Source organism: Microvirga arvi (assembly GCF_016892765.1).
GTDB lineage: Bacteria > Pseudomonadota > Alphaproteobacteria > Rhizobiales > Beijerinckiaceae > Microvirga > Microvirga arvi.
In genome coordinates this window covers 56,402-76,685 of sequence record NZ_JAFEMD010000029.1, presented here as the reverse complement: position 1 = coordinate 76,685, position 20,284 = coordinate 56,402, and the positions used below count along the sequence as shown (strand labels likewise).

At 61.7% G+C, this 20,284-nt stretch carries 17 protein-coding genes; all 17 read right to left on the bottom strand.

Features of this window, described 5'->3' with window-relative positions:
• The coding region (locus tag ILT44_RS18185; RefSeq protein ID WP_305070710.1) for a calcium-binding protein at positions 1 to 1,682 on the bottom strand (1,682 nt) is incomplete at its 3' end.
• Between the two features lie 515 nt (positions 1,683 to 2,197).
• Positions 2,198 to 2,893, bottom strand: a complete 696-nt coding sequence (locus tag ILT44_RS18180) for an ABC transporter ATP-binding protein (RefSeq protein WP_204241024.1) — start codon at positions 2,891 to 2,893, stop codon at positions 2,198 to 2,200.
• 2 nt (positions 2,894 to 2,895) lie between these two features.
• Positions 2,896 to 4,185, bottom strand: coding sequence for a lipoprotein-releasing ABC transporter permease subunit (locus ILT44_RS18175; protein ID WP_204241023.1), 1,290 nt, complete (start codon positions 4,183 to 4,185; stop codon positions 2,896 to 2,898).
• 6 nt (positions 4,186 to 4,191) lie between these two features.
• Positions 4,192 to 5,520, bottom strand: coding sequence for a proline--tRNA ligase (proS, locus tag ILT44_RS18170; RefSeq protein ID WP_204241022.1), 1,329 nt, complete (start codon positions 5,518 to 5,520; stop codon positions 4,192 to 4,194).
• Positions 5,521 to 5,909: 389 nt separating this feature from the next.
• Positions 5,910 to 6,245 (bottom strand): DUF1467 family protein, encoded by a 336-nt coding sequence (locus ILT44_RS18165; protein ID WP_204241021.1) that lies wholly within the window; start codon positions 6,243 to 6,245, stop codon positions 5,910 to 5,912.
• A 10-nt stretch (positions 6,246 to 6,255) separates the two neighbouring features.
• Complete coding sequence (gene mce / locus ILT44_RS18160) at positions 6,256 to 6,660, bottom strand: methylmalonyl-CoA epimerase (protein WP_204241020.1); 405 nt, start codon at positions 6,658 to 6,660, stop codon at positions 6,256 to 6,258.
• 26 nt (positions 6,661 to 6,686) lie between these two features.
• Entirely contained in the window at positions 6,687 to 8,360 is a 1,674-nt protein-coding gene (locus tag ILT44_RS18155; protein ID WP_204241019.1) for a ribonuclease J, read from the bottom strand.
• On the bottom strand, positions 8,360 to 9,190 hold the full coding sequence (locus ILT44_RS18150) for a biotin--[acetyl-CoA-carboxylase] ligase (protein WP_204241018.1): 831 nt from the start codon (positions 9,188 to 9,190) through the stop codon (positions 8,360 to 8,362). Before ILT44_RS18150 ends, ILT44_RS18155 begins: the two co-directional genes overlap by 1 nt.
• 2 nt (positions 9,191 to 9,192) lie before the next feature.
• Positions 9,193 to 10,632, bottom strand: coding sequence for an NADH-quinone oxidoreductase subunit NuoN (gene nuoN, locus ILT44_RS18145; protein ID WP_204241017.1), 1,440 nt, complete (start codon positions 10,630 to 10,632; stop codon positions 9,193 to 9,195).
• A 7-nt stretch (positions 10,633 to 10,639) separates the two neighbouring features.
• Positions 10,640 to 12,151 carry an NADH-quinone oxidoreductase subunit M gene (locus ILT44_RS18140; protein ID WP_204241016.1) on the bottom strand — a complete coding sequence of 504 codons (1,512 nt, stop codon included), beginning with the start codon at positions 12,149 to 12,151 and terminating at the stop codon, positions 10,640 to 10,642.
• Positions 12,151 to 14,193, bottom strand: coding sequence for an NADH-quinone oxidoreductase subunit L (nuoL, locus tag ILT44_RS18135; protein WP_204241015.1), 2,043 nt, complete (start codon positions 14,191 to 14,193; stop codon positions 12,151 to 12,153). Before nuoL ends, ILT44_RS18140 begins: the two co-directional genes overlap by 1 nt.
• An 84-nt stretch (positions 14,194 to 14,277) precedes the next feature.
• Entirely contained in the window at positions 14,278 to 14,586 is a 309-nt protein-coding gene (nuoK, locus tag ILT44_RS18130) for an NADH-quinone oxidoreductase subunit NuoK (RefSeq protein WP_036353841.1), read from the bottom strand.
• Between the two features lie 11 nt (positions 14,587 to 14,597).
• Positions 14,598 to 15,212, bottom strand: coding sequence for an NADH-quinone oxidoreductase subunit J (locus ILT44_RS18125; RefSeq protein ID WP_204241014.1), 615 nt, complete (start codon positions 15,210 to 15,212; stop codon positions 14,598 to 14,600).
• 138 nt (positions 15,213 to 15,350) lie between these two features.
• Positions 15,351 to 15,839, bottom strand: coding sequence for an NADH-quinone oxidoreductase subunit NuoI (gene nuoI, locus ILT44_RS18120; RefSeq protein ID WP_204241013.1), 489 nt, complete (start codon positions 15,837 to 15,839; stop codon positions 15,351 to 15,353).
• A 13-nt stretch (positions 15,840 to 15,852) separates the two neighbouring features.
• Entirely contained in the window at positions 15,853 to 16,878 is a 1,026-nt protein-coding gene (gene nuoH, locus ILT44_RS18115; protein WP_204241012.1) for an NADH-quinone oxidoreductase subunit NuoH, read from the bottom strand.
• Between the two features lie 12 nt (positions 16,879 to 16,890).
• Complete coding sequence (nuoG, locus tag ILT44_RS18110; protein WP_204241011.1) at positions 16,891 to 18,969, bottom strand: NADH-quinone oxidoreductase subunit NuoG; 2,079 nt, start codon at positions 18,967 to 18,969, stop codon at positions 16,891 to 16,893.
• Positions 18,970 to 18,977: 8 nt separating this feature from the next.
• On the bottom strand, positions 18,978 to 20,279 hold the full coding sequence (nuoF, locus tag ILT44_RS18105; RefSeq protein WP_204241010.1) for an NADH-quinone oxidoreductase subunit NuoF: 1,302 nt from the start codon (positions 20,277 to 20,279) through the stop codon (positions 18,978 to 18,980).
• Between the last annotated feature and the right edge of the window lie 5 nt (positions 20,280 to 20,284).

Sequence of the window (20,284 nt, the reverse complement as noted above, 5' to 3'; positions counted from 1 at the left end):
CCCTCGATGCTGTCATAGCGGTCGCCGTGGGCCTGGCCCAGGTTCTGCAACGCATCGGACAGGTTCGCCACGACGCCGATCCTAGCCGTGGAGTAGCTCGCATAGTCGTAGCCAGCGCCGCCCTGCAGGGTATCGTCTCCCAGGCCGCCCTCGAGAACATCATCGCCGGCATTACCGTCGAGAAGATTGCCCAGGCTGTTGCCGGTCAGCGCGTCGTTGAACTTAGACCCCCTTAGCCCTTCGATGGAAATGTAGGTATCCCCCGCCGCCTCGCCGGTGTTCAGGGCCGGATTGGACAGGTTCGCCACCACCTCGCTGGCCGCATGCTCGTAGCTCGCGATATCGAAGCCGTTGCCGCCATCGAGCTGGTCGGCGCTGGTGCCGCCCTGTAGCACATCATAGCCCGCATAGCCCGCCAGCGCGTCGTTGCCGCCATGACCGATCAGGATATTGTCGTCCCCATCACCTGTAAGCCGATCCGCGTAAGCCGATCCGGCCAGCCCCTCGATCGAGGCATAGACATCGCCCGCCGCCTCGCCTGCGCTCTGGCAGGCTCCCAGATTCGCCGCTACCCCGCTCGTGGCCTGTTCGTAAGAGGCAATGTCCAAGCCCTCGCCTCCATCCAACAGGTCAGCCCCACGCCCGCCGATCAAAGTGTCCTGGCCCCCTCCCGCATACAAAAAGCCGTGGCCAACAAGATAATCTACTCCGCTGGTACCGACGTGAGCTTCGACGGAATGCGTTCCAATCCCCGACAGAACTGTCATCATGCCGTGCTTTTGTGGCCCGCCGCTGTCGATCAAAGCATCAGCCATCGTATTGAACGCGCCAACATCCCAGAGGATTAGGGGGGCGGGCGCCTCAAACTCTCCTTCGGGCGGCAGGCGATCATCGAAATACACGATTTCCCGTGTTGAGCTTACATCGGGATCTTCACCTGGCCTCTCTGTTCTATTGATTGTTATGACATCCAAAGCAGGACGACCATTATATAAGAGCGCTGTAGAAGTTTGCTCGCGATAATCGACTACATTATCCGACGACGTCAGTCGGTCGATATCATGCCGATACCACGTGCCCACCTCAAATTTTTCGTTTGTATATCTATACTCATAGGCTTTGCTTTGCCCTGAAATACCTTCTGTCGTCGTCGTCTCTCTTTCCAGAGTTCTTGGACCGAAGAAGTGAGTGGTCACATTGACATCGCCGGTATCTTCCACTCTCGAAAGGAGGACATCGCCAGAGTACTCCTCGAGGACCGTCGTTTCCATTACGTGGTCATCGAGGGTCACAATCTTTCGATTGCCGGGATAAAAATCGATTGTATACGTTATTTTGGGATCGCCATTTAGGTAGGAGATATCCCACCTTTGATGCGACCCAGGAATTTCCGTATAAGTCGTTATGAACCCTCGAGTGAGATCCTTCACTGTTAATGTTTTGGATCCGTCAGAGCGGATAGCAACATCAAGTGTGGATCCATCGGCGAAAGTCTCCTGGAACGATCTATTCCCAGTCCTGACATTGCCGTTTGCGTCAATACCAATCGGCCCTGCGCCACCAACGCCACCAGGTCCGCTACCGGCATAACCTCCGCCATAAGTTGTTCTAACGCTTCCACCATGCTCATAATAGTGACGTGCCCATTCGTCCTGAAGTGAGAAGCCTCCGCCCATATACATGATAGCCTCCTGTAGCTTCCCGGCGCAATTCTCGTCAAACACAACTGAGAAGGATTTGAGCTGATGTCGATCACCGCCAAGCTACGATGTTGCTACTAAATAATTTCGGCATGAACTATCGATTCATATAGTTTTATTTCAGTTTACTAAAATTTTCTGACCAAATACTTTACTTAAAGGTGAAAATTACGATACGGAAAACAATCTAGAAGTTGTATCCGTTTGGCAGGTTGTTAGTCCAAACACCTACTGCATCTCGCTAAAATGTTCCGCCAACGCATTCGTGCGCGACAGTCTGTCGACCGCTGCCTACGCGTGAGGATGACTCGCGGAACCCGCAGCGGCTGGAAGATATCGTTGAGGCCTCGATGCCTCCGGTAACCGTCCGGGCATTGTTTCGTACGGAAAGCCTAGCCGCAACTTCGAGGAAAGTAATTTCTCAGGCGAGCTTCGTATCCTAGGGGCATAACCCCTTTCTTGCGCGGATCACTGCTTGTCAGTCGACAGTATTGGCCTTACGGCAACTGCACCACCAGCCCATCCCGTATCGTCACCCGCCGATCCATGCGCGCAGCCAACTCCATATTGTGCGTCGCGATGAGCGCCGCGAGCTTTGACGCGCGAACGATAGCAACGAGGGTCTGGAAGACCCGGTCGGCGGTGTGCGGATCGAGGTTGCCGGTGGGCTCATCCGCCAAGAGAAGGCGCGGGGCATTGGCCACCGCGCGGGCGATGGCGACGCGCTGCTGTTCGCCGCCGGAGAGTTCGCCGGGGCGGTGAACGAGGCGCTTGCCCAATCCTAAGAAGGCCAGGAGCTGCGTGGCGCGATCCTGCGCTTCCGCCTTCGACAGGCCACGAATGAGCTGCGGGATGACCACGTTCTCCAGGGCGGAGAATTCCGGCAGGAGATGGTGGAATTGATAGACGAAGCCGAGCTCCTCGCGCCGCACCCGCGTGCGCTCCTGATCCGTCATCGATGCGGTCGGCTTCGAACCCACGAAGACCTCGCCGCCGTCAGGTTTTTCGAGCAGGCCTGCCACATGGAGCAGGGTCGACTTGCCCGTGCCGGAGGGCGCGACGAGTGCCACGATCTCGCCCGGCCAGATCGCCAGATCGGCACCGCGCAAAACCTCAAGGAAGCTGTCGCCCTGCGGGTAGCGGCGCTCGACTTTCGACAGGTGGAGGGCGGGCTGGGACTGGGCTGGCGACATACTCAACCGTAGCGCAACGCTTCGACAGGATCGAGTTTCGCGGCCCGCCAGGAGGGATAGAGGGTCGCGAGCAGCGACAGCACCATCGCCATGACGAGGATGGTCACCACTTCGGTCGGGTTTACATCGGCCGGCAGGCGGCTGAGGAAGTAGAGCTCCGCCGGGAAGAGGTTAGTGCTCGTGAGTCGTGAGATCACATCGCGAATGGTCTCGACATTGAGCGCGAGCAGCAGGCCGAGGCCGAAGCCTGCGATCGTTCCCACGATGCCGATGGAGGCGCCGGTGATCAGGAACACCCGCATGATGGCGCCGCGGGTGGCGCCCATAGTGCGCAGGATCGCGATGTCCTCCGACTTGTCCTTCACGAGCATGATGAGGCCGGAGATGATGTTGAGCGCCGCCACCAGCACGATTAGCGTGAGAATGAGGAACATCACGTTCCGCTCGACTTCGAGCGCGCCGAAGAAGGTTCGGTTGCGCTGACGCCAGTCGGTCATCAGGATGGGCCGGCCCGCTGCCTCGTCGATGGCGGCGCGGGCCTGATCCACCCGGTCGGCATTATCGAGATAGACCTCGATCAACTGCACGTCGCCCTGGCGGTTGAAGTAGTTCTGCGCTTCGGTCAGCGGCATGAAGACGAAGGTGGAGTCGAATTCCGACATGCCGATCTCGAAGATCGCCTTCACCGGATAGCCCTTGACCCGCGGCGCTGTGCCGAAAGGCGTGGAGGCGCCACGCGGCGTAATCAGCGTGAAGGTGTCGCCGGCCTGGAGCGAGAGCGCATCGGCGAGACGCCGCCCGATGGCGACGCCCTCTCCTTCTGCGAAATCCTCCAGCGTACCCTGGCGCAGATTTCCGGCAATATGCTCGATCTTCTGCAGATCCTCGGGGCGGATGCCACGCACCAGAACGCCGCTGCCGTTGTACTGCGAGGAGCCGAAGGCCTGGCCCTCCACCAGGGGAATGGCGCGCCTGACCCCCGGCACGGCGGCAATGCGCGCCGCGACCTCGGGGTAATCGGTGAGCGGGCTCTCCAGGGGGGCCACGAAGATGTGGCCGTTGATGCCCACGATCTTGTCGAGCAGCTCCTTGCGGAAGCCGTTCATGACCGAGAGCACCACGATGAGCGTGGCGACGCCGAGCATGATGCCGAGGAACGAAAAGCCGGCAATGACCGAGACGAAACCTTCACGCCGCCGCGTGCGCAGGTAGCGCCCGGCGAGCATCCACTCGAAGAGCGAGAACGGTTTTGTCCCTGCAGGTGCCGCTTTGGCTTCCGGTGCCTTGGCCATGGGATCTTATTTATCGCTGCTCAGTCGCGCGACCACATCTTCGAGCGTCAGCATCTCGCGCTCGCCCGTGGCACGGCTTTTCAGCTCCACCTTGCCCTCCGCGAGCCCCTTCGGCCCAATCAGCACCTGCCACGGCACGCCAATGAGGTCGGCGGTGGCGAACTTGCCGCCGGGACGCTCGTCGCGGTCGTCATAGAGCACGTCGCGGCCGGCGGCAGAGAGCTCGCGGTAGAGACGCTCGCAGGCACCGTCGGTGGCGGAATCCCCTGCCTTCAGGTTCAGGATGGCAACGTCGAAGGGCGCCACGGCCTCGGGCCAGATGATGCCGTTCTCATCATGGCTCGCCTCAATGATCGCGGCGATCAGGCGGCTCGGGCCGATCCCGTAGGAGCCCATGTGGACCGGCCTCTCCTGCCCGTCCGGTCCCATGACCTTCGCGCCCATCGGCTCTGAGTACTTGGTGCCGAAATAGAAGATGTGCCCGACCTCGATGCCGCGAGCCGACATCTTCTTGTCGGCAGCCACCGCGTCGAAGGCCGCCGCATCGTGCATCTCGGAGGTGGCCGCATAGAGCGAGGTCCACTTGTCGACAGTGCTCTGGAGACCGGAAATGTCGTCGAAATTGGTATCGGTCGGCGGAATGTCGAAGTTCAGATAATCCGCGTGGCAGAACACCTCGCTCTCGCCCGTTGAAGCCAGGATGATGAACTCGTGGCTGAGATTCCCGCCGATGGGGCCTGTGTCCGCGCGCATCGGGATCGCCTTCAGGCCCATCCGGGCGAAGGTGCGAAGATAGGCCACGAACATCTTGTTGTAGGAGTGAACGGCGCCGGCCTGGTCGAGGTCGAAGGAATAGGCATCCTTCATCAGGAACTCTCGCGAGCGCATGACGCCGAATCGCGGGCGCACCTCGTCGCGGAACTTCCACTGAATGTGATAAAGGTTCAGGGGCAGGTCCTTGTAAGAGCGCACATATCCCCGGAAGATCTCCGTGATCATCTCCTCGTTGGTCGGGCCGAACAGCATCTCGCGCTCGTGCCGGTCCTGGATGCGCAGCATCTCCTTGCCGTAGGCGTCGTAACGGCCCGACTCGCGCCAGAGATCCGCCGACTGGATCGTGGGCATGAGGAGTTCGACAGCACCGGAGCGGTTCTGCTCCTCCCGGACGATGGCATTGACCTTGTTCAGAACCCTGAGACCCAGCGGCAGCCAGGCGTAAATGCCCGCCGCTTCCTGGCGGATCATGCCGGCGCGCAGCATCAGGCGGTGGGAGACGATCTCCGCCTCTTTCGGCGTTTCGCGAAGAGTGGGAAGGAAGTAGCGGCTCAAACGCATGGGACGCCTTTAAGGTCTCAATCAGAACAGAAAATGGATGCGACTCGTTTCCAGCACACAACACAGGCCCCGGGCAAAAGACAAGCTGTCATCGCTTTCCGGGGCCTGCGGCGAAGCGGATTAGACCAAAGATGAATACAATAAATGCCGAAAATTGCATCAGGAACGCCTACAAAAGGTGACACCCTAGGGGAAGGTGACTATAAACACATTGCTAACGTCTTTAGACCCTCAAGGTCAGAGGCTACGGTCCGAGTTTCGGGAGGAACAAGGTTCCCAAGCGCCAAGCAGGCGCTGGCCTAAGAAAGCCAGGGATAAAAATTGCCAAAAGGCAGTTTAGGCAAGGCGAAAGCCTTGCTTTTTCTTTTTCGGCATCTCTCGACGGTCTTTCAGAGCCCGGCCAGGGGGAAAACGGCAGCCACCGCCACCAGGACGATCGAAGCGAAGAGCGTCGTCCAAATGGCTTTCTCCCGCAGGGCGGGAAGCGCAGGCGCTCCCGGCTCGCTTCCCCGGACAACCTCCCCAGCCTCCGCCTGGCTGCGAACACCGAAGGGCAGAACGGCAAAGAGCAGGATCCACCAGATCACGAAATACAGGGCCAGGCCGCCACTGATCCGAAGGCCAAAGCCGCCGACGACCGCAGCAACGGCAATGGCGGAGACGATTACAACTACGGCAAGAGTGGACCAGACCGATCCGGCGAGGACTTTTACAAGTTTTGTCAACAGCTTGTCCTCAGGCTTGTTCAAGTTCGATGAGAGTTCCGTTGAAATCCTTAGGGTGCAGGAAAAGCACCGGTTTTCCATGAGCTCCGATTTTGGGCTCACCCGAGCCAAGCACCCTTGCCCCGGATTTCACAAGCTGATCCCTCGACGCGTCGATGTCGTCCACCTCGTAGCAGATATGATGCATGCCGCCGTCGGGGTTCTTCTCCAGGAACCGGGCGATGGGAGATTCCGCTCCTAGAGGCTCCAACAGCTCGATCTTCGTATTGGGAAGCGTAATGAAGACGACTGTGACGCCATGCTCTTCGAGCGGCTCGGGTGCGGAGACTTCGGCGCCGAGTGTCGTGCGATAGACCTCCGAGGCTGCAGCGATATCGCGCACGGCGATAGCGATATGGTTGAGACGTCCGATCATCCTAGTCCCTCTTAAGGCTCTGCCGTTTATGCCTCAATCACGAGCACATGGCACGCCGGCTTCTTACCCCACTCCTGGTTCACGGCCGCACGGACAGCACGATGAACCGCGTTCTCGACCGCCTCGGGATCCCGACGCTTGGCCTTTGGCAGCCCATCGAGGAGATCCGCCACCGTATCGGCAATGATGTCGGTCAGATCCCGCCCCTGCCGGTTCTTGTCAGGCAGGCCCATGGCATCGATCACGGGATCGCCGACAAGCTCTCCCCTGTCATCGATGGCGATCGCGACAGTGACGATGCCTGCAAAGGCCAGCTTGCGGCGTTCCGGTAGCGCCCGCTCTCCGGCTCCGATGACGATGTTCCCGTCCTTGTAGAGACGACCGGCAGGGATGTTGTCGACAATCTCGGCCGGTCCGGGCGCAAGGCGAACCAGGGATCCGTTCTTGGCGCGGATGACCTCCTTCACGCCCTGCTGCCGAGCGAATTTCGCATGCTCGCTCAAGTGCAGCGGCTCGCCATGGGCAGGGATCGCGATGCGGGGCCGGGTCCATTGATACATCTGGGCAAGTTCGCCTCGACGGGGATGCCCCGAGACGTGCACCAGCTCCGTGCGATCGGTAATGATCTCGATCCCCTGCTCGATCAGGCTGTTGATGATGGAGCCGACAGCTTTCTCGTTGCCGGGAATGGCGCGTGATGAAAAGATCACCCGGTCGCCAGCTGAGAGCGCGATATCCGGGTGCTCATCCTGGGCGATGCGTGCCAAGGCAGCCCGCGGCTCGCCTTGGGAGCCGGTGAGGATGGCAACGACCTTGTCGCGCGGCATGTAGCCGAAGTTTTCAGCCGAGCGGAACTCGGGCAGATCCTCCAGATAGCCGCATTCCTTCGCCACCTCGACGACGCGATCCATGGCGCGACCGACCACGATGACTTCACGCCCGCACTCACGAGCGGCCTCCGCCACCGAGCGTATGCGGGCGACGTTCGAGGCGAAAGTGGTGACTGCGACCCTGTGGGGCGAGTCCTTGATCAATTGGGCAAGATTCCGGGAGACGTCGGATTCGCTGGGGCTGGTCCCCTCACGCACCACATTGGTAGAATCGCAGATGAGGGCGAGAACTCCCTCGTCCCCCAAAGCACGGAAGGTTTCCTCCGAGGTCAGGCTGCCGAGATAAGGCGTATTGTCGAGCTTCCAGTCGCCCGTGTGCACCACGAGACCATGAGGAGTGCGGATAGCGAGCGCATTCGATTCCGGAATTGAGTGTGCGACCGGCACGTATTCAATATCGAAAGGGCCGAGCTTCAGGCGCTGGCCGGGCGCGATCTCGTTGAGGTCGACCTTAGGCGCGTTGGGTTCCGACAAGCGGCGCGTTTCCAACAGACCGATAGCGAACTTCGTGGCGTAGACGGGTGCCTGGAGGCGAGGCCACATCTCGACGAGAGCACCGATATGGTCCTCGTGGGCATGGGTGATGAAGATCCCCAATAGATTGTGGCGCTCTTCTTCGATGAAGCGCAGATCAGGATAAACGAGATCGATGCCTGGCAGGTTCTCCTCACCCCCGAATCCCATGCCGCAATCGACGAGAATCCACTGCCGGTCATCCTCCGACCCGAAGCCATAGAGAGCGGCATTCATCCCGATCTCGCCGAGGCCGCCGAGGGGCAGAAAGACCAATTCGTCCTGATGGGAAGCCATTAATGTTGAGACCTTTTCGTGCCAGCGGCGGGCCTGGCTATATCGTGCATCAAATTGGGAAAATAAAGGTCGCCTGCATCAATGAGTTCCACACCAGTGGCGCTCTTGAGCTGCAGACGCCCGAACCGGTCGAGTCCTTCGAACACGCCGCGTTTCTCGCCCGAGGGCAGCCGGAGCGTGGCCTCCTGCCCGACCCCGGCAGCCCGCTCGAGCCAGAGTCTGCGAACGGCGCCGAACGGATCCGACGTATTCATGCGGGATGATGCCCGCCAAGCCGCGAAGGTCTTGGCAAAGGCTGACGAGAGAGCACGAAAAACCTCGTCGCGGGTTAGGTTCGCCCTCACCTGTTGTAGGCTCGCTGCTGGATATGGCGTACCAGGCGGAGCAAACGATACGTTCACGCCGAAGCCGATTACGATGGCAAGCGGCCCGTCGGATTGAAGCCTGTGACCTTCAAGGAGAAGGCCGGATACTTTGGCGCCGTCGAGCAGGAGGTCGTTCGGCCATTTGAGGGTGAGGCGCGGGGCACCAAGGCCCGTGACTGTCTCGACCGCCTCGTGCAGGGCAAGCCCGGCCACGAAGCCGAGCTGCGGCGCAGAGGCGACGTCGCACGGATCGATCAGCAGAAGGCTCGCATAAAGGTTGCCTTGAGGCGACGACCATTGCCGGCCGTGCCGCCCCCTTCCCGCAAGCTGCTCGGCGGCGGTGATCCAGAGCTGACCTGGATCGCCGGACCGGGCTGCCTCAAGGGCGTCGTCGTTCGTCGAGCCTGTCGCCTCGAGGGAGAGCAGCCTGTATCCGGCGGACTCGGTCTCGGGCGACAGGTGCACGATCAGAACAGAGAGCTTGCGGCAGCCCGCGCCGCTGCCACCAGCGGCGCTGGAACGATGCCAAAGAGAACGACGAAGATGCTGCAGAGGGCAAGCACCAGCTTCACCCCTGCAGGCATGGCATCGTAGCGCTCGGCCGGCTCATCGAAGTACATGACCTTCACGATGCGCAGGTAGTAATAGGCACCGATCACGCTTGTCACGACGCCGATGATGGCAAGAGCTACCAGATCGGCTTCGATGGCGGCGTTGAAGACTGCGAACTTGGCGAAGAAGCCTGCCAGCGGCGGGATGCCCGCTAGCGAGAACATCATCATGCCGAGACAGAAGGCGAGCACTGGATGGGTGCGTGCCATACCTGAGAGGTCATCGACGGTCTCGTACATCACATTCCCTCGGCGCAGGCCGAGGATCACCGCGAAGGTGCCGAGCGTCATGGCGAGATAGATCGCCATATAGACGATGACGCCCTGAATGCCCTCGGCCGTGCCGGCCGCCAAGCCGATGAGCGCATAGCCCACGTTGCCGATGGAGGAATAGGCCATCAGGCGCTTGATGTTGCGCTGGCCGATCGCCGCGAAGGAGCCGAGCGCCATGGAAGCGATCGAGATGAAGACGATGATCTGCTGCCATTGGACCAAGATACCCGGGAAGGCATCGATGAACACGCGGGTGGCCATGGCCATGCCGGCCATCTTGGGCGCGGCGGCGAAAAAGGCGGTCACAGGAGTCGGCGAGCCTTCATAGACGTCCGGAGTCCACATGTGGAACGGCACTGCCGAGATCTTGAAGGCGATGCCGGCGGCCACGAACACCAAGCCGACGATGGCGCCGATGCCCACATCGCCCTGCAGGATGGTGGCGATGGCCGGGAACGAGATGCTGCCAGAGAAACCGTAAACCAGTGACGAGCCGTAGAGCAGCATGCCGGACGAGAGTGAGCCGAGCACGAAGTATTTCAGGCCGGCTTCGGTCGACCGGACGTTATCCCGATCAAAGGCGGCGATAACATAGGAGGACAGGCTCAGCAGCTCCAAGCCGATATAGAGGGCGATCAGATCATTGGCCGAGATCACCATCATCATGCCGATGGTCGAAAGGATGATCAGGATCGGATACTCGAAGCGGCTGATACCCTCGCGGCGCATGTAGTCCAGCGAGAGGATGACCCCGCCCGCGGAAGCGATGAGCGTCAGGGCCTTCATGAATTTGGCGAACCCGTCGATCACGAAGGAGCCGCCCATGGTCTCGACGCGCTCGGAGGGCAGCATCAGCACCGCCACGAAGGTAACGGCCAGAAGCGCCAGGGCAATGATGTTCATGCCGTAGCCCGGGCGCTCGCCGCGAATGGCGCCGAACAGGACCATGACGAGGGCTCCGGCCGCCATGAGAATCTCTGGCAGTAGGGGACCGAAAGCGGGAATGGTGAGGGCGGGGTTCATCGTGACCTCAGTGTGCAGCGACAGCTGCCGTTTTCACGGTGGCAAGCGCGGCCTGAACGTTGTTGAGAAGCGACTCCGTCGGCACCGCGAAGGCATCGAGAATTGGACCGGGCTGCACGCCGTAGTAGATGATGAGCAGGACGAGAGGCGCGAAGGTGATGATCTCGCGGCGGTTCAGGTCGGTGATCGTCTGGAGAGCGGGCTTGTCGAGTTCTCCGTAGACCACGCGACGGTAGAGCCAGAGTGCATAGGCCGCCGAGAGGATCACACCGGTTGTCGCGAAGAAGGCGACCCAGGTGTTGGAGCGGAAGGTTCCCATCAGGGTCAGGAACTCGCCGATGAAGCCCGAGGTGCCCGGCAGGGCCACATTGGCCATGGTCAGGATCAGGAACACCACCGCATACATGGGCATCCGGTTCACGAGGCCGCCATAGGCCTTGATTTCGCGGGTATGCATCCGGTCGTAGATTACGCCGACGCTGAGGAAGAGCGCTCCGGACACGAGGCCATGGGAGATCATGGTGAACATGGCGCCCTGGATGCCCTGCTCGTTCATGCTGAACAGGCCCATGGTCACGAAGCCCATATGCGCCACCGAGGAATAGGCGATGAGCTTCTTGATATCCTCCTGCACGAGGGCCACCAGCGACGTGTAGACGATCGCGATGACGGACAGGGCGAACACAAGCGGCGCGAAGTAGACGGATGCCTCCGGGAACATGGGCAGCGACACACGGATGAAGCCGTAGCCACCCATCTTCAGCAGAACGCCCGCCAGGATCACCGAACCTGCCGTGGGCGCTTCCACGTGAGCATCCGGGAGCCAGGTGTGAACCGGCCACATGGGCATCTTCACCGCGAAGGAGGCGAAGAAGGCAAGCCACAGCCAGATTTGCAGGCTGTACGGGAACTTGAACGCCAGCAGCGTCGGGATATCCGTGGTGCCCGCCTGCCAGTACATGGCCATTATGGCAAGCAGCATCAGCACCGAGCCGAGCAGTGTGTAGAGAAAGAATTTGAAGCTTGCATAGATGCGCCGCTTGCCGCCCCAGATGCCGATGATGAGGAACATCGGGATCAGGCCTGCCTCGAAGAACAGGTAGAACAGCACCAGATCGAGGGCGCAGAAAACGCCGATCATCGTGGTCTCGAGGACCAGAAAGGCGACGAAATATTCCTTCACCCGGTGCCCGATGGAATCCCAGGAAGCTAGGATGCAGAACGGCATCAGGAAGGTCGTGAGCAGGATCAGCGGCATGGAGAAGCCGTCGACGCCGAGCTTGAACCGGATGGTCTCGGTCAGCCAGACATGGCTTTCCACGAGTTGGAAGGACGCCGTTGCCGTATCGAAGCGGGCCCAGGCGACGAGGGACAGGAGGAAGGTCGCAATCGTCGTGGCCAGCGCAGCCCAGCGGGCATTGGAGCGAGCAGCCTCGCTGTCGCCACGCAGGGTCAGAATGAAAGCCGCTCCGACGAGCGGCAGGACCAGAAGGCCGGAGAGGATGCCGAAGCCGAGCATTAGTGGGCTCCCCTGAAGAGATAGAAGGTCACGAGAGCCGCAACGCCGATCAGCATCGCGAAGGCATAGTGATAGACGTAGCCGGTCTGCACCCGCACCACGCCGCGCGTCACGTCGAGGACGCGGGCAGAGATGCCGTCAGGCCCAAGCCCATCGATGATCCGCTGGTCGCCCGTGCGCCAGAAGAGGCGGCCGATGGCTATCGCGGGACGCACGAAGATCGCGTCGTACAGCTCGTCGAAATACCACTTGTTCAACAGGAAACGGTAGAGGATCGGGTGATCGGCCGCGAGCTTGGCCGGCTGCTTGGCGTCGATGATGTACATGTAGACGGCCAGCAGGAAGCCCAGGATCATCATGATCGTCGGCAGGAGCGGCACCCAGCCTGGGAGATGGTGCATATTTTCCAGGATGTGGTTCTCGGGCCGGGTGAACACCGCACCCTTCCAGAACTCCTGATAGCCCTCCCCGATGAAAGCGTTGTGGAAGACGAAACCGGCCACGACCGCACCGAGGGCGAGCACACCGAGTGGCAGGAGCATCACGAGCGGGCTCTCATGAGGCGTATGATCCCCATGGTGACCATGCTCGTGCTGGGCGTGCGTGGCAGGCTCGACATCGCGGTTGTGATCATCATGCTCTACGCCCTCGTGGACATGCGCGGCATGGGCATGATGGCCGTGGTGGCCATGGCCCCAGCGCGCGGTGCCCTCGAAGGTGAGGAAGAACAGCCGCCAGGAATAGAACGACGTCATGAAGGCGGCGACAACGGTCGCCAGGAACGCGAAGGAGCCCGCCGAGGAGTGGGCCGCATAAGCCGCCTCGATGATGGCATCCTTCGAGTAATAGCCTGCGGTGAACGGGAAGCCGGTGAGCGCCAGCGTGCCGATCGCCATCATCGCCGTGGTGATGGGAATGTAGCGGCGCAGGGCACCCATGTGGCGCATGTCCTGTTCATGGTGCATGGCATGGATCACCGAGCCGGCGCCTAAGAACAGCAGGGCCTTGAAGAAGGCATGGGTGAAAAGGTGGAACACGCCCGCGCCGTAGGCCCCGACGCCGAGGCCGACGAACATGTAGCCGAGCTGCGAGCAGGTCGAATAGGCGATGACGCGCTTGATATCGTTCTGAACCAGACCGACGGTGGCCGCGAAGAAGGCCGTGATGCCGCCAATGACGGTGACGACCGTCAAAGCCGCCGGGGCGTACTCGAAGATCGGCGACAGGCGCGCGACCATGAACACGCCCGCGGTCACCATGGTGGCGGCGTGGATGAGGGCCGAGACCGGGGTCGGGCCTTCCATCGCGTCTGGCAGCCAGGTGTGAAGCAGGAACTGCGCCGACTTGCCCATGGCGCCCATAAACAGCAGCAGGCAGGCGATGGTTAGGGCATGCCATTCGATGCCGAGGAAGGTGAAATTGGCATTCGCCAACTCAGCCACACGCGGGAAGATTGCATCGAAGGTCACGCCATTGAACAGGACGAAGACGGTGAAGATGCCGAGCAGAAAGCCGAAATCGCCGACGCGGTTGACGATGAAGGCCTTCATGGCCGCCGCATTGGCGGAGTCCTTCTGGTACCAGAAGCCGATGAGCAGGTAGCTCGCGAGGCCCACGCCTTCCCAGCCGAAGAACATCTGGACGAGGTTGTCGGCCGTCACCAGCATGAGCATGGTGAAGGTAAAGAGCGACAGGTAGGCGAAGAAGCGCGGACGGTGCGGATCTTCGTGCATGTAGCCGATTGAATAGAGGTGCACAAGAGCCGAAACGGTGTTCACTACCACCAGCATCATGGCGGTCAACGTGTCGATCCTGAACGCCCAGTCGACCTGAAGGTCGCCGACCGACATCCACTGGGCCACCTGGACCCGGGTGGCTCCATCGCCAAATCCGACCTGGATGAAGGATAGCCAGGACAGGACCGCCGCCACGAAGAGCAGCGCCGTGGTGATGATCTCGCTCGGCCGGGCGCCGAGGACGCGGCCGAAGAGACCTGCGATGAGGAAGCCGACGAGCGGCAGGAAGACGATTGCGTGATACATGTGCGTTTACTTCACCGATCGTGCTTGGCTTATGGCCGCATGATTTTGTTCAGAAAACCGGTTCCCACTTTTCTGAATCATGCTTTAGCCCCTCATCATGTTGACGTCTTCAACCGCGATGGAGCCACGGTTGCGGAAGAAGACCACCAGAATGGCCAGCCCGATGGCCGCCTCCGCCGCCGCAACCGTGAGGATCAGCATGGCGAAGACCTGGCCGACGATGTCGTTCAAGTGGGTCGAGAAGGCGACCATGTTGATGTTCACGGCGAGCAGGATCAGCTCGATGGACATCAGAATGACGATCACATTCTTCCGGTTGATGAAGATGCCGAACACGCCCAGCGTGAAGAGCACGGCGGCGACGGTGAGATAATGGCCCAGTCCGATAACCATGGCGTGCCTCCCTAGATGCCCTGGCGGAAGGGGACCTTCCGCATCTCGACAGCCGTTTCCTGCGTCCTGGCATTCTGCTTGGAAATGTCCTGGCGGCGCACGCCGACCCGCTCGCGCAGGGTCAGGACGATGGCGCCGATCATGGCGACCAGAAGGATCAGGCCGGCCGCCTGGAAGAAATAGAAGTAACGGGTATAGAGCACCTGGCCGAGGGCTTCGGTGTTGGTCATGACGTCGGCGGACGGAATTGGCACCGCCGGCGAGCGGACCAAGCCAGGGTCGATGGTATAGGTCCCGACCACCAGGATCAGCTCGAGCAAGAGGATCAGGCCGATCAGGCCGCCGATCGGCAGGTACTGCAGGAAGCCCTGGCGGAGAGCTGCAAAGTCCACGTCGAGCATCATGACGACGAAGAGGAAGAGCACCGCGACCGCGCCCACGTAGACGATCACCAGGATCATCGCGAGGAACTCGGCCCCCATCAACAGGAACAGGCCCGCCGCGTTGACGAAGGCCAGGATGAGGAAGAGCACCGACTGCACGGGATTGCGGGAGGCAATCACCATGAAGCCGGAGGCGATCGTGATGGTCGCGAACAGATAGAAAAAGGCGGCGGTAACCGTCATGTTCAGCTCAAGCCGCCCTAGGCGGCCCCTTCCGACATAGCCCCGGACAACCCGGGGACCTGTCTATAAATTCCGAATCCGGCGGGGACAACCCGCCGGAGCTGCTAGCCCCCTGCCCTCGCCGGGCCAGAGGCGCTCTTAGCGATAGGGGGCGTTCTTCGCGAGGTTCTTCGCGATCTCGCGCTCCCAGCGCTCCCCGTTCTCGAGAAGCTTGGCCTTGTCGTAGTAAAGCTCCTCGCGGGTCTCCACGGAGAACTCAAGGTTTGGTCCCTCTACGATGGCATCCACCGGGCAGGCCTCCTGGCACATGCCGCAATAGATGCACTTCACCATGTCGATGTCGTAGCGGGTCGTGCGGCGGGTGCCGTCGTTACGGCGTGGTCCGGCCTCGATGGTGATGGCCTGGGCCGGGCAGATGGCCTCGCAGAGCTTGCAGGCGATGCAGCGCTCTTCCCCGTTGGGATAGCGCCTCAGGGCGTGCTCACCGCGGAAGCGAGGTCCGCGATGACCCATCTCGAACGGGTAGTTGAGAGTCGCCTTCGGCTTGAAGAAGTATTTCACCGTCAGGACAAAGCCCGAGATGAACTCCTTCAGCAGGAGGGATTGGGCGATGCGATCGAGCTGCATAGGCCGATCTCCTTTATCGGACACCCGGCGCATTGCCGGTGACCATCAGGACAGCCGCCACGATAACGACCATGGCTAGGGAGAGTGGCAGAAACACTTTCCAGCCGAGGCGCATGAGCTGATCGTAGCGGTAGCGGGGCACCAGGGCTTTCACCATGGCGATAAGGATGAAGAGGAAACTCGCCTTCAGCACGAACCAGATCACACCCGGCACCCAGGTAAAGGGCGCGAACGGGATCGGCGACAGCCAGCCGCCGAGGAACAGGATCGTACCGAGCGCACACATGGTCATGATGGCCACGTACTCGCCGAGCATGAAGAGCAGGTACGGGGTGGAGGAATACTCCACCATGTAGCCAGCCACGAGCTCGGATTCGGCCTCCGGCAGGTCGAAGGGCGGGCGGTTCGTCTCGGCCATGGCCGAGATGAAGAACACTACAAACATCGGGAAGAGCGGCAACCAATACCAGCCGAGGATGCCGAGGCGGGTATTCTGCGACTCCACGATGGCCGACAGGTTCAGGGTGCCGGCGCACATGAGCACCGTCACGATCACGAAGCCGATGGACACCTCGTAGGACACCATCTGGGCCGCAGAGCGGAGCGCGCCGAGGAAGGGATACTTCGAGTTCGAAGCCCAGCCGCCCATGATGACGCCGTAGACGCCGAGGGACGAGATCGCAAAGATGTACAGGATCCCCACATTGATGTCGGCAATCGCCCAACCGGCATTCAACGGAATGACGGCCCAGGCCGCGAGCGACAGGGTGCACATCAGTAGGGGCGCCAGCAGGAACATGCCCTTGTTGGCCGGAGCCGGGATGATCGGCTCCTTCAGCACGAACTTGAGCAGGTCGGCAAAGGACTGGAGCAGACCCCAGGGACCGACCACGTTGGGACCGCGGCGGAGCTGAACCGCCGCCCAGACCTTGCGGTCGGCATAGAGCGCGTAGGCGATGAAGATGAGAAGCGCGACCAGCATGAGCAGGCTCTTGCCCAGCATGATCGCGACCGCGAGGAGGATGTCACCAAATTCCATGATCCGCTCCTCTTACTCAGCCGCCTCGAGCTTCAGCTCACGGGCGAGCGCCGAGCACTCGGCCATGACGCCGGAGGCGCGGGCAATCGGGTTCGTCAGATAGAAGTCCTTTACAGGGCTCACGAAGGGCTCGCGCCCCAGGGTGCCGCCAATGTTCGCCAGCGCCTGGATCGCGGCGAAGCCGTCCGCCGGCTGAACCATCTCGATCGCTGCGAAATGCGGATACTGCGAATAGAGCTTCGCCCGCAGGGCGTTCAGCGAGTCGAAGGGCAGGCGGTGGCCCAACACGTCGGAGAGAGCCCGTAGGATCGCCCAGTCCTCGCGAGCTTCGCCGGGGGCGAAGGCTGCGCGGTTGGCGAGCTGGACCCGGCCTTCCGTGTTCACGTAGGTGCCGGACTTCTCCGTATAGGTCGCGGCCGGCAGGATCACGTCGGCACGGTGAGCGCCGCGGTCGCCATGGGTGCCCTGGTAGATCACGAAGGCGCCGGGAGCGATCTCGATCTCGTCTGCGCCGAGATTGAACAGCACATCCACTTCACCCTGCGCCATGGTCTGCGCGTTGAGGCCCCACTCACCCGGCACGAGACCGAGATCAAGCGCGCCGACGCGGGAGGCGGCGGTGTGCAGAACCGAGAAACCGTTCCAGCCGTCCTTCACGGCGCCGACGTCGCGGGCGAGCTGAGCCGCAGCGGAGAGGACCGCCAGACCGTCCGGACGGGAGAGAGCCCCCTGCCCCACGATAACCAGCGGACGCTCGGCGCCGCGAAGCTTCTCGATGAAGCTGTGGCGGCCGCCGGCAAGCTCCGAGAGTGTATCGGGGCCGGCTCCGAGGTATTCGTAAGGATAGGTCAGATCCGAATGCTCGCCGATCAACGCGATCGGCGGCGGGGCCGCGCGCCAGCGCTTGCGGATCCGCACATTGACGAGCGAGGCTTCGATGCGTGGGTTCGAACCTACGATCAGGATCGCGTCCGCATCCTCGATGCCGGCGATGGTCGTGTTAAACAGGTAGGAGCCGCGGCCATAGACCGGCGACACCATGCTGCCGTCCTGACGAGCATCGATGTTGGTGACGCCGAGGCTCTCCATGAGGAGCTTCAGGGCATACATCTCCTCCACCGCGGCGAGATCGCCGACGATGGCGCCGATGCGCTTGGGGTCCGTGCCCTTCACGCGGCTGGCGATGGCGGCGAAAGCCTCCTGCCAGGAGGCAGGGCGCAGGCGGCCGTTCTCCCGCACGAAAGGACGGTCGAGACGCTGCAGGCGCAGTCCATCCACGATCTGACGGGTCTTGTCGGTGATCCACTCCTCGTTCACCGCCTCGTTTACACGCGGCAGAATGCGCATGACCTCGCGGCCGCGGGAGTCAACACGGATCGAGGAGCCGACCGCATCCATCACGTCGACGGAATCAGTTTTGGTGAGCTCCCACGGACGATAGTGGAAGGCTTCCGGCTTGTGGGTGAGAGCGCCCACCGGGCAGAGATCCGCCACGTTGGCCTGCAGCTCGGAGCCGAGGGCCTTTTCGAGATAGCTCGTGATCTCCATGTCCTCACCGCGCCACAGGGCGCCGAGATCCGGCACGCCGGCCACTTCAGCCGTGAAGCGCACGCAGCGGGTACAGTGAATGCACCGGTTCATGGAAGTGCGCACGAGCGGGCCGAGATACTTGTCGGTGACCGCACGCTTATTCTCGTGGAAGCGGCTCGTGTCGACGCCGTAGGCCATGGCCTGGTCCTGCAGGTCGCACTGGCCACCCTGGTCGCAGATTGGGCAGTCGAGCGGGTGGTTGATGAGGAGAAACTCCATTACCCCTTCCCGTGCCTTCTTGACCGTCGGCGACTTGGTGGAGATCTCCGGCGGCTCGCCGTTCGGGCCCGGACGGCAGTCGCGCACGCCCCAGGCGCAGGAGGCAACCGGCTTCGGTGCGCCCTTCACCTCGACGAGGCACATGCGGCAGTTGCCGGCGATCGAGAGCCGCTCGTGGTAGCAGAAGCGCGGAATTTCCGCCCCGGCCGCCTCGGCGGCCTGGAGCAGGGTGTATTCCGCGGGAACGTCGACCTCGACGCCATCAACGATGATTTTCGCCATCTTCAATCTCACTCCGCCGCGATCATGACGGATTCGGAATGCGGGTTCGCCGCGTAATCGTCGATCCGCTTCTCGATCTCGTGACGGAAATGGCGGATCAGACCCTGAACCGGCCATGCCGCCGCGTCACCGAGCGCGCAGATGGTGTGGCCTTCGATCTGGGTCGAAACTTCAAGAAGCATGTCGATCTCGCGCTTTTGGGCGCGGCCTTCGGCCATGCGGGTGAGCACGCGCCACATCCAGCCTGTGCCCTCACGGCATGGGGTGCACTGACCGCAGCTCTCGTGCTTGTAGAAGTACGCGAGGCGGGCTATGGCGCGGACGATATCGGTGGACTTGTCCATCACGATCACGGCGGCTGTACCGAGACCGGACTTGAGGTTCCGCAGCGTGTCGAAATCCATATGGGCGTCGGCGATCTGCTCGGCCGGAACGATCGGCACGGAGGAGCCGCCGGGGATGACGCCGAGCAGGTTGTCCCAGCCGCCGCGGATGCCGCCGCAATGACGGTCGATCAGCTCGCGGAAGGTGAGGCCCATGGCCTCCTCCACGTTGCAAGGCTTGTTCACGTGGCCTGACACGCAGAAGAGCTTGGTGCCGACATTGTTCGGACGGCCGATGCTGGAGAACCAGGAAGCGCCGCGGCGCAGAATCGTGCCGGCGACGGCAATGGACTCGACGTTGTTGACCGTGGTCGGGCAGCCGTAGAGGCCCATATTGGCCGGGAACGGCGGCTTCAGGCGCGGCATGCCCTTCTTGCCCTCCATGCTCTCGATGAGCGCCGTCTCCTCGCCGCAGATGTAAGCACCGGCGCCGTGGTGGACGTAGAGGTCGAAGGGATAGCCGTGGATGTTGTCCTTGCCGATGAGCTTGGCCTCATAGGCCTCGTCCACCGCCCGCTGGAGTGCATGACGCTCGGCCACGTACTCCCCGCGAATATAGATGTAGGCCGCATGCGCCCCCATGGCGAAGGAGGCGATGAGGCAACCCTCAACGAGAAGATGCGGATCGTTCCGCATGATCTCGCGGTCCTTACAGGTGCCCGGCTCCGACTCGTCGGCGTTCACGACCAGATAGTGAGGACGGCCGTCCGACTGTTTAGGCATGAACGACCATTTCAGGCCCGTGGGGAAGCCTGCACCGCCGCGGCCACGCAGGCCGGATGCCTTCATCTCGTTGACGATCCAGTCTCGCCCCTGTTCCAGGAGGAACTTGGTTCCGTCCCAGGCGCCACGCATCTTCGCGGCCTGCAGGTCAGGCGAGTGGAAGCCGTAGAGGTTGGTGAAGATACGATCTCTGTCCTGAAGCATTCCCG

Bases quoted from the DNA above. Each gene is read 5' to 3' on its own strand.
- ILT44_RS18180 (WP_204241024.1), bottom strand. From the start codon at position 2,893: ATGTCGCCAGCCCAGTCCCAGCCCGCCCTCCACCTGTCGAAAGTCGAG.
- ILT44_RS18175 (WP_204241023.1), bottom strand. From the start codon at position 4,185: ATGGCCAAGGCACCGGAAGCCAAAGCGGCACCTGCAGGGACAAAACCG.
- proS (WP_204241022.1), bottom strand. From the start codon at position 5,520: ATGCGTTTGAGCCGCTACTTCCTTCCCACTCTTCGCGAAACGCCGAAA.
- mce (WP_204241020.1), bottom strand. From the start codon at position 6,660: ATGATCGGACGTCTCAACCATATCGCTATCGCCGTGCGCGATATCGCT.
- ILT44_RS18155 (WP_204241019.1), bottom strand. From the start codon at position 8,360: ATGGCTTCCCATCAGGACGAATTGGTCTTTCTGCCCCTCGGCGGCCTC.
- nuoN (WP_204241017.1), bottom strand. From the start codon at position 10,632: ATGAACCCCGCCCTCACCATTCCCGCTTTCGGTCCCCTACTGCCAGAG.
- ILT44_RS18140 (WP_204241016.1), bottom strand. From the start codon at position 12,151: ATGCTCGGCTTCGGCATCCTCTCCGGCCTTCTGGTCCTGCCGCTCGTC.
- nuoL (WP_204241015.1), bottom strand. From the start codon at position 14,193: ATGTATCACGCAATCGTCTTCCTGCCGCTCGTCGGCTTCCTCATCGCA.
- nuoK (WP_036353841.1), bottom strand. From the start codon at position 14,586: ATGGTTATCGGACTGGGCCATTATCTCACCGTCGCCGCCGTGCTCTTC.
- ILT44_RS18125 (WP_204241014.1), bottom strand. From the start codon at position 15,212: ATGACGGTTACCGCCGCCTTTTTCTATCTGTTCGCGACCATCACGATC.
- nuoI (WP_204241013.1), bottom strand. From the start codon at position 15,839: ATGCAGCTCGATCGCATCGCCCAATCCCTCCTGCTGAAGGAGTTCATC.
- nuoH (WP_204241012.1), bottom strand. From the start codon at position 16,878: ATGGAATTTGGTGACATCCTCCTCGCGGTCGCGATCATGCTGGGCAAG.
- nuoG (WP_204241011.1), bottom strand. From the start codon at position 18,969: ATGGCGAAAATCATCGTTGATGGCGTCGAGGTCGACGTTCCCGCGGAA.
- nuoF (WP_204241010.1), bottom strand. From the start codon at position 20,279: ATGCTTCAGGACAGAGATCGTATCTTCACCAACCTCTACGGCTTCCAC.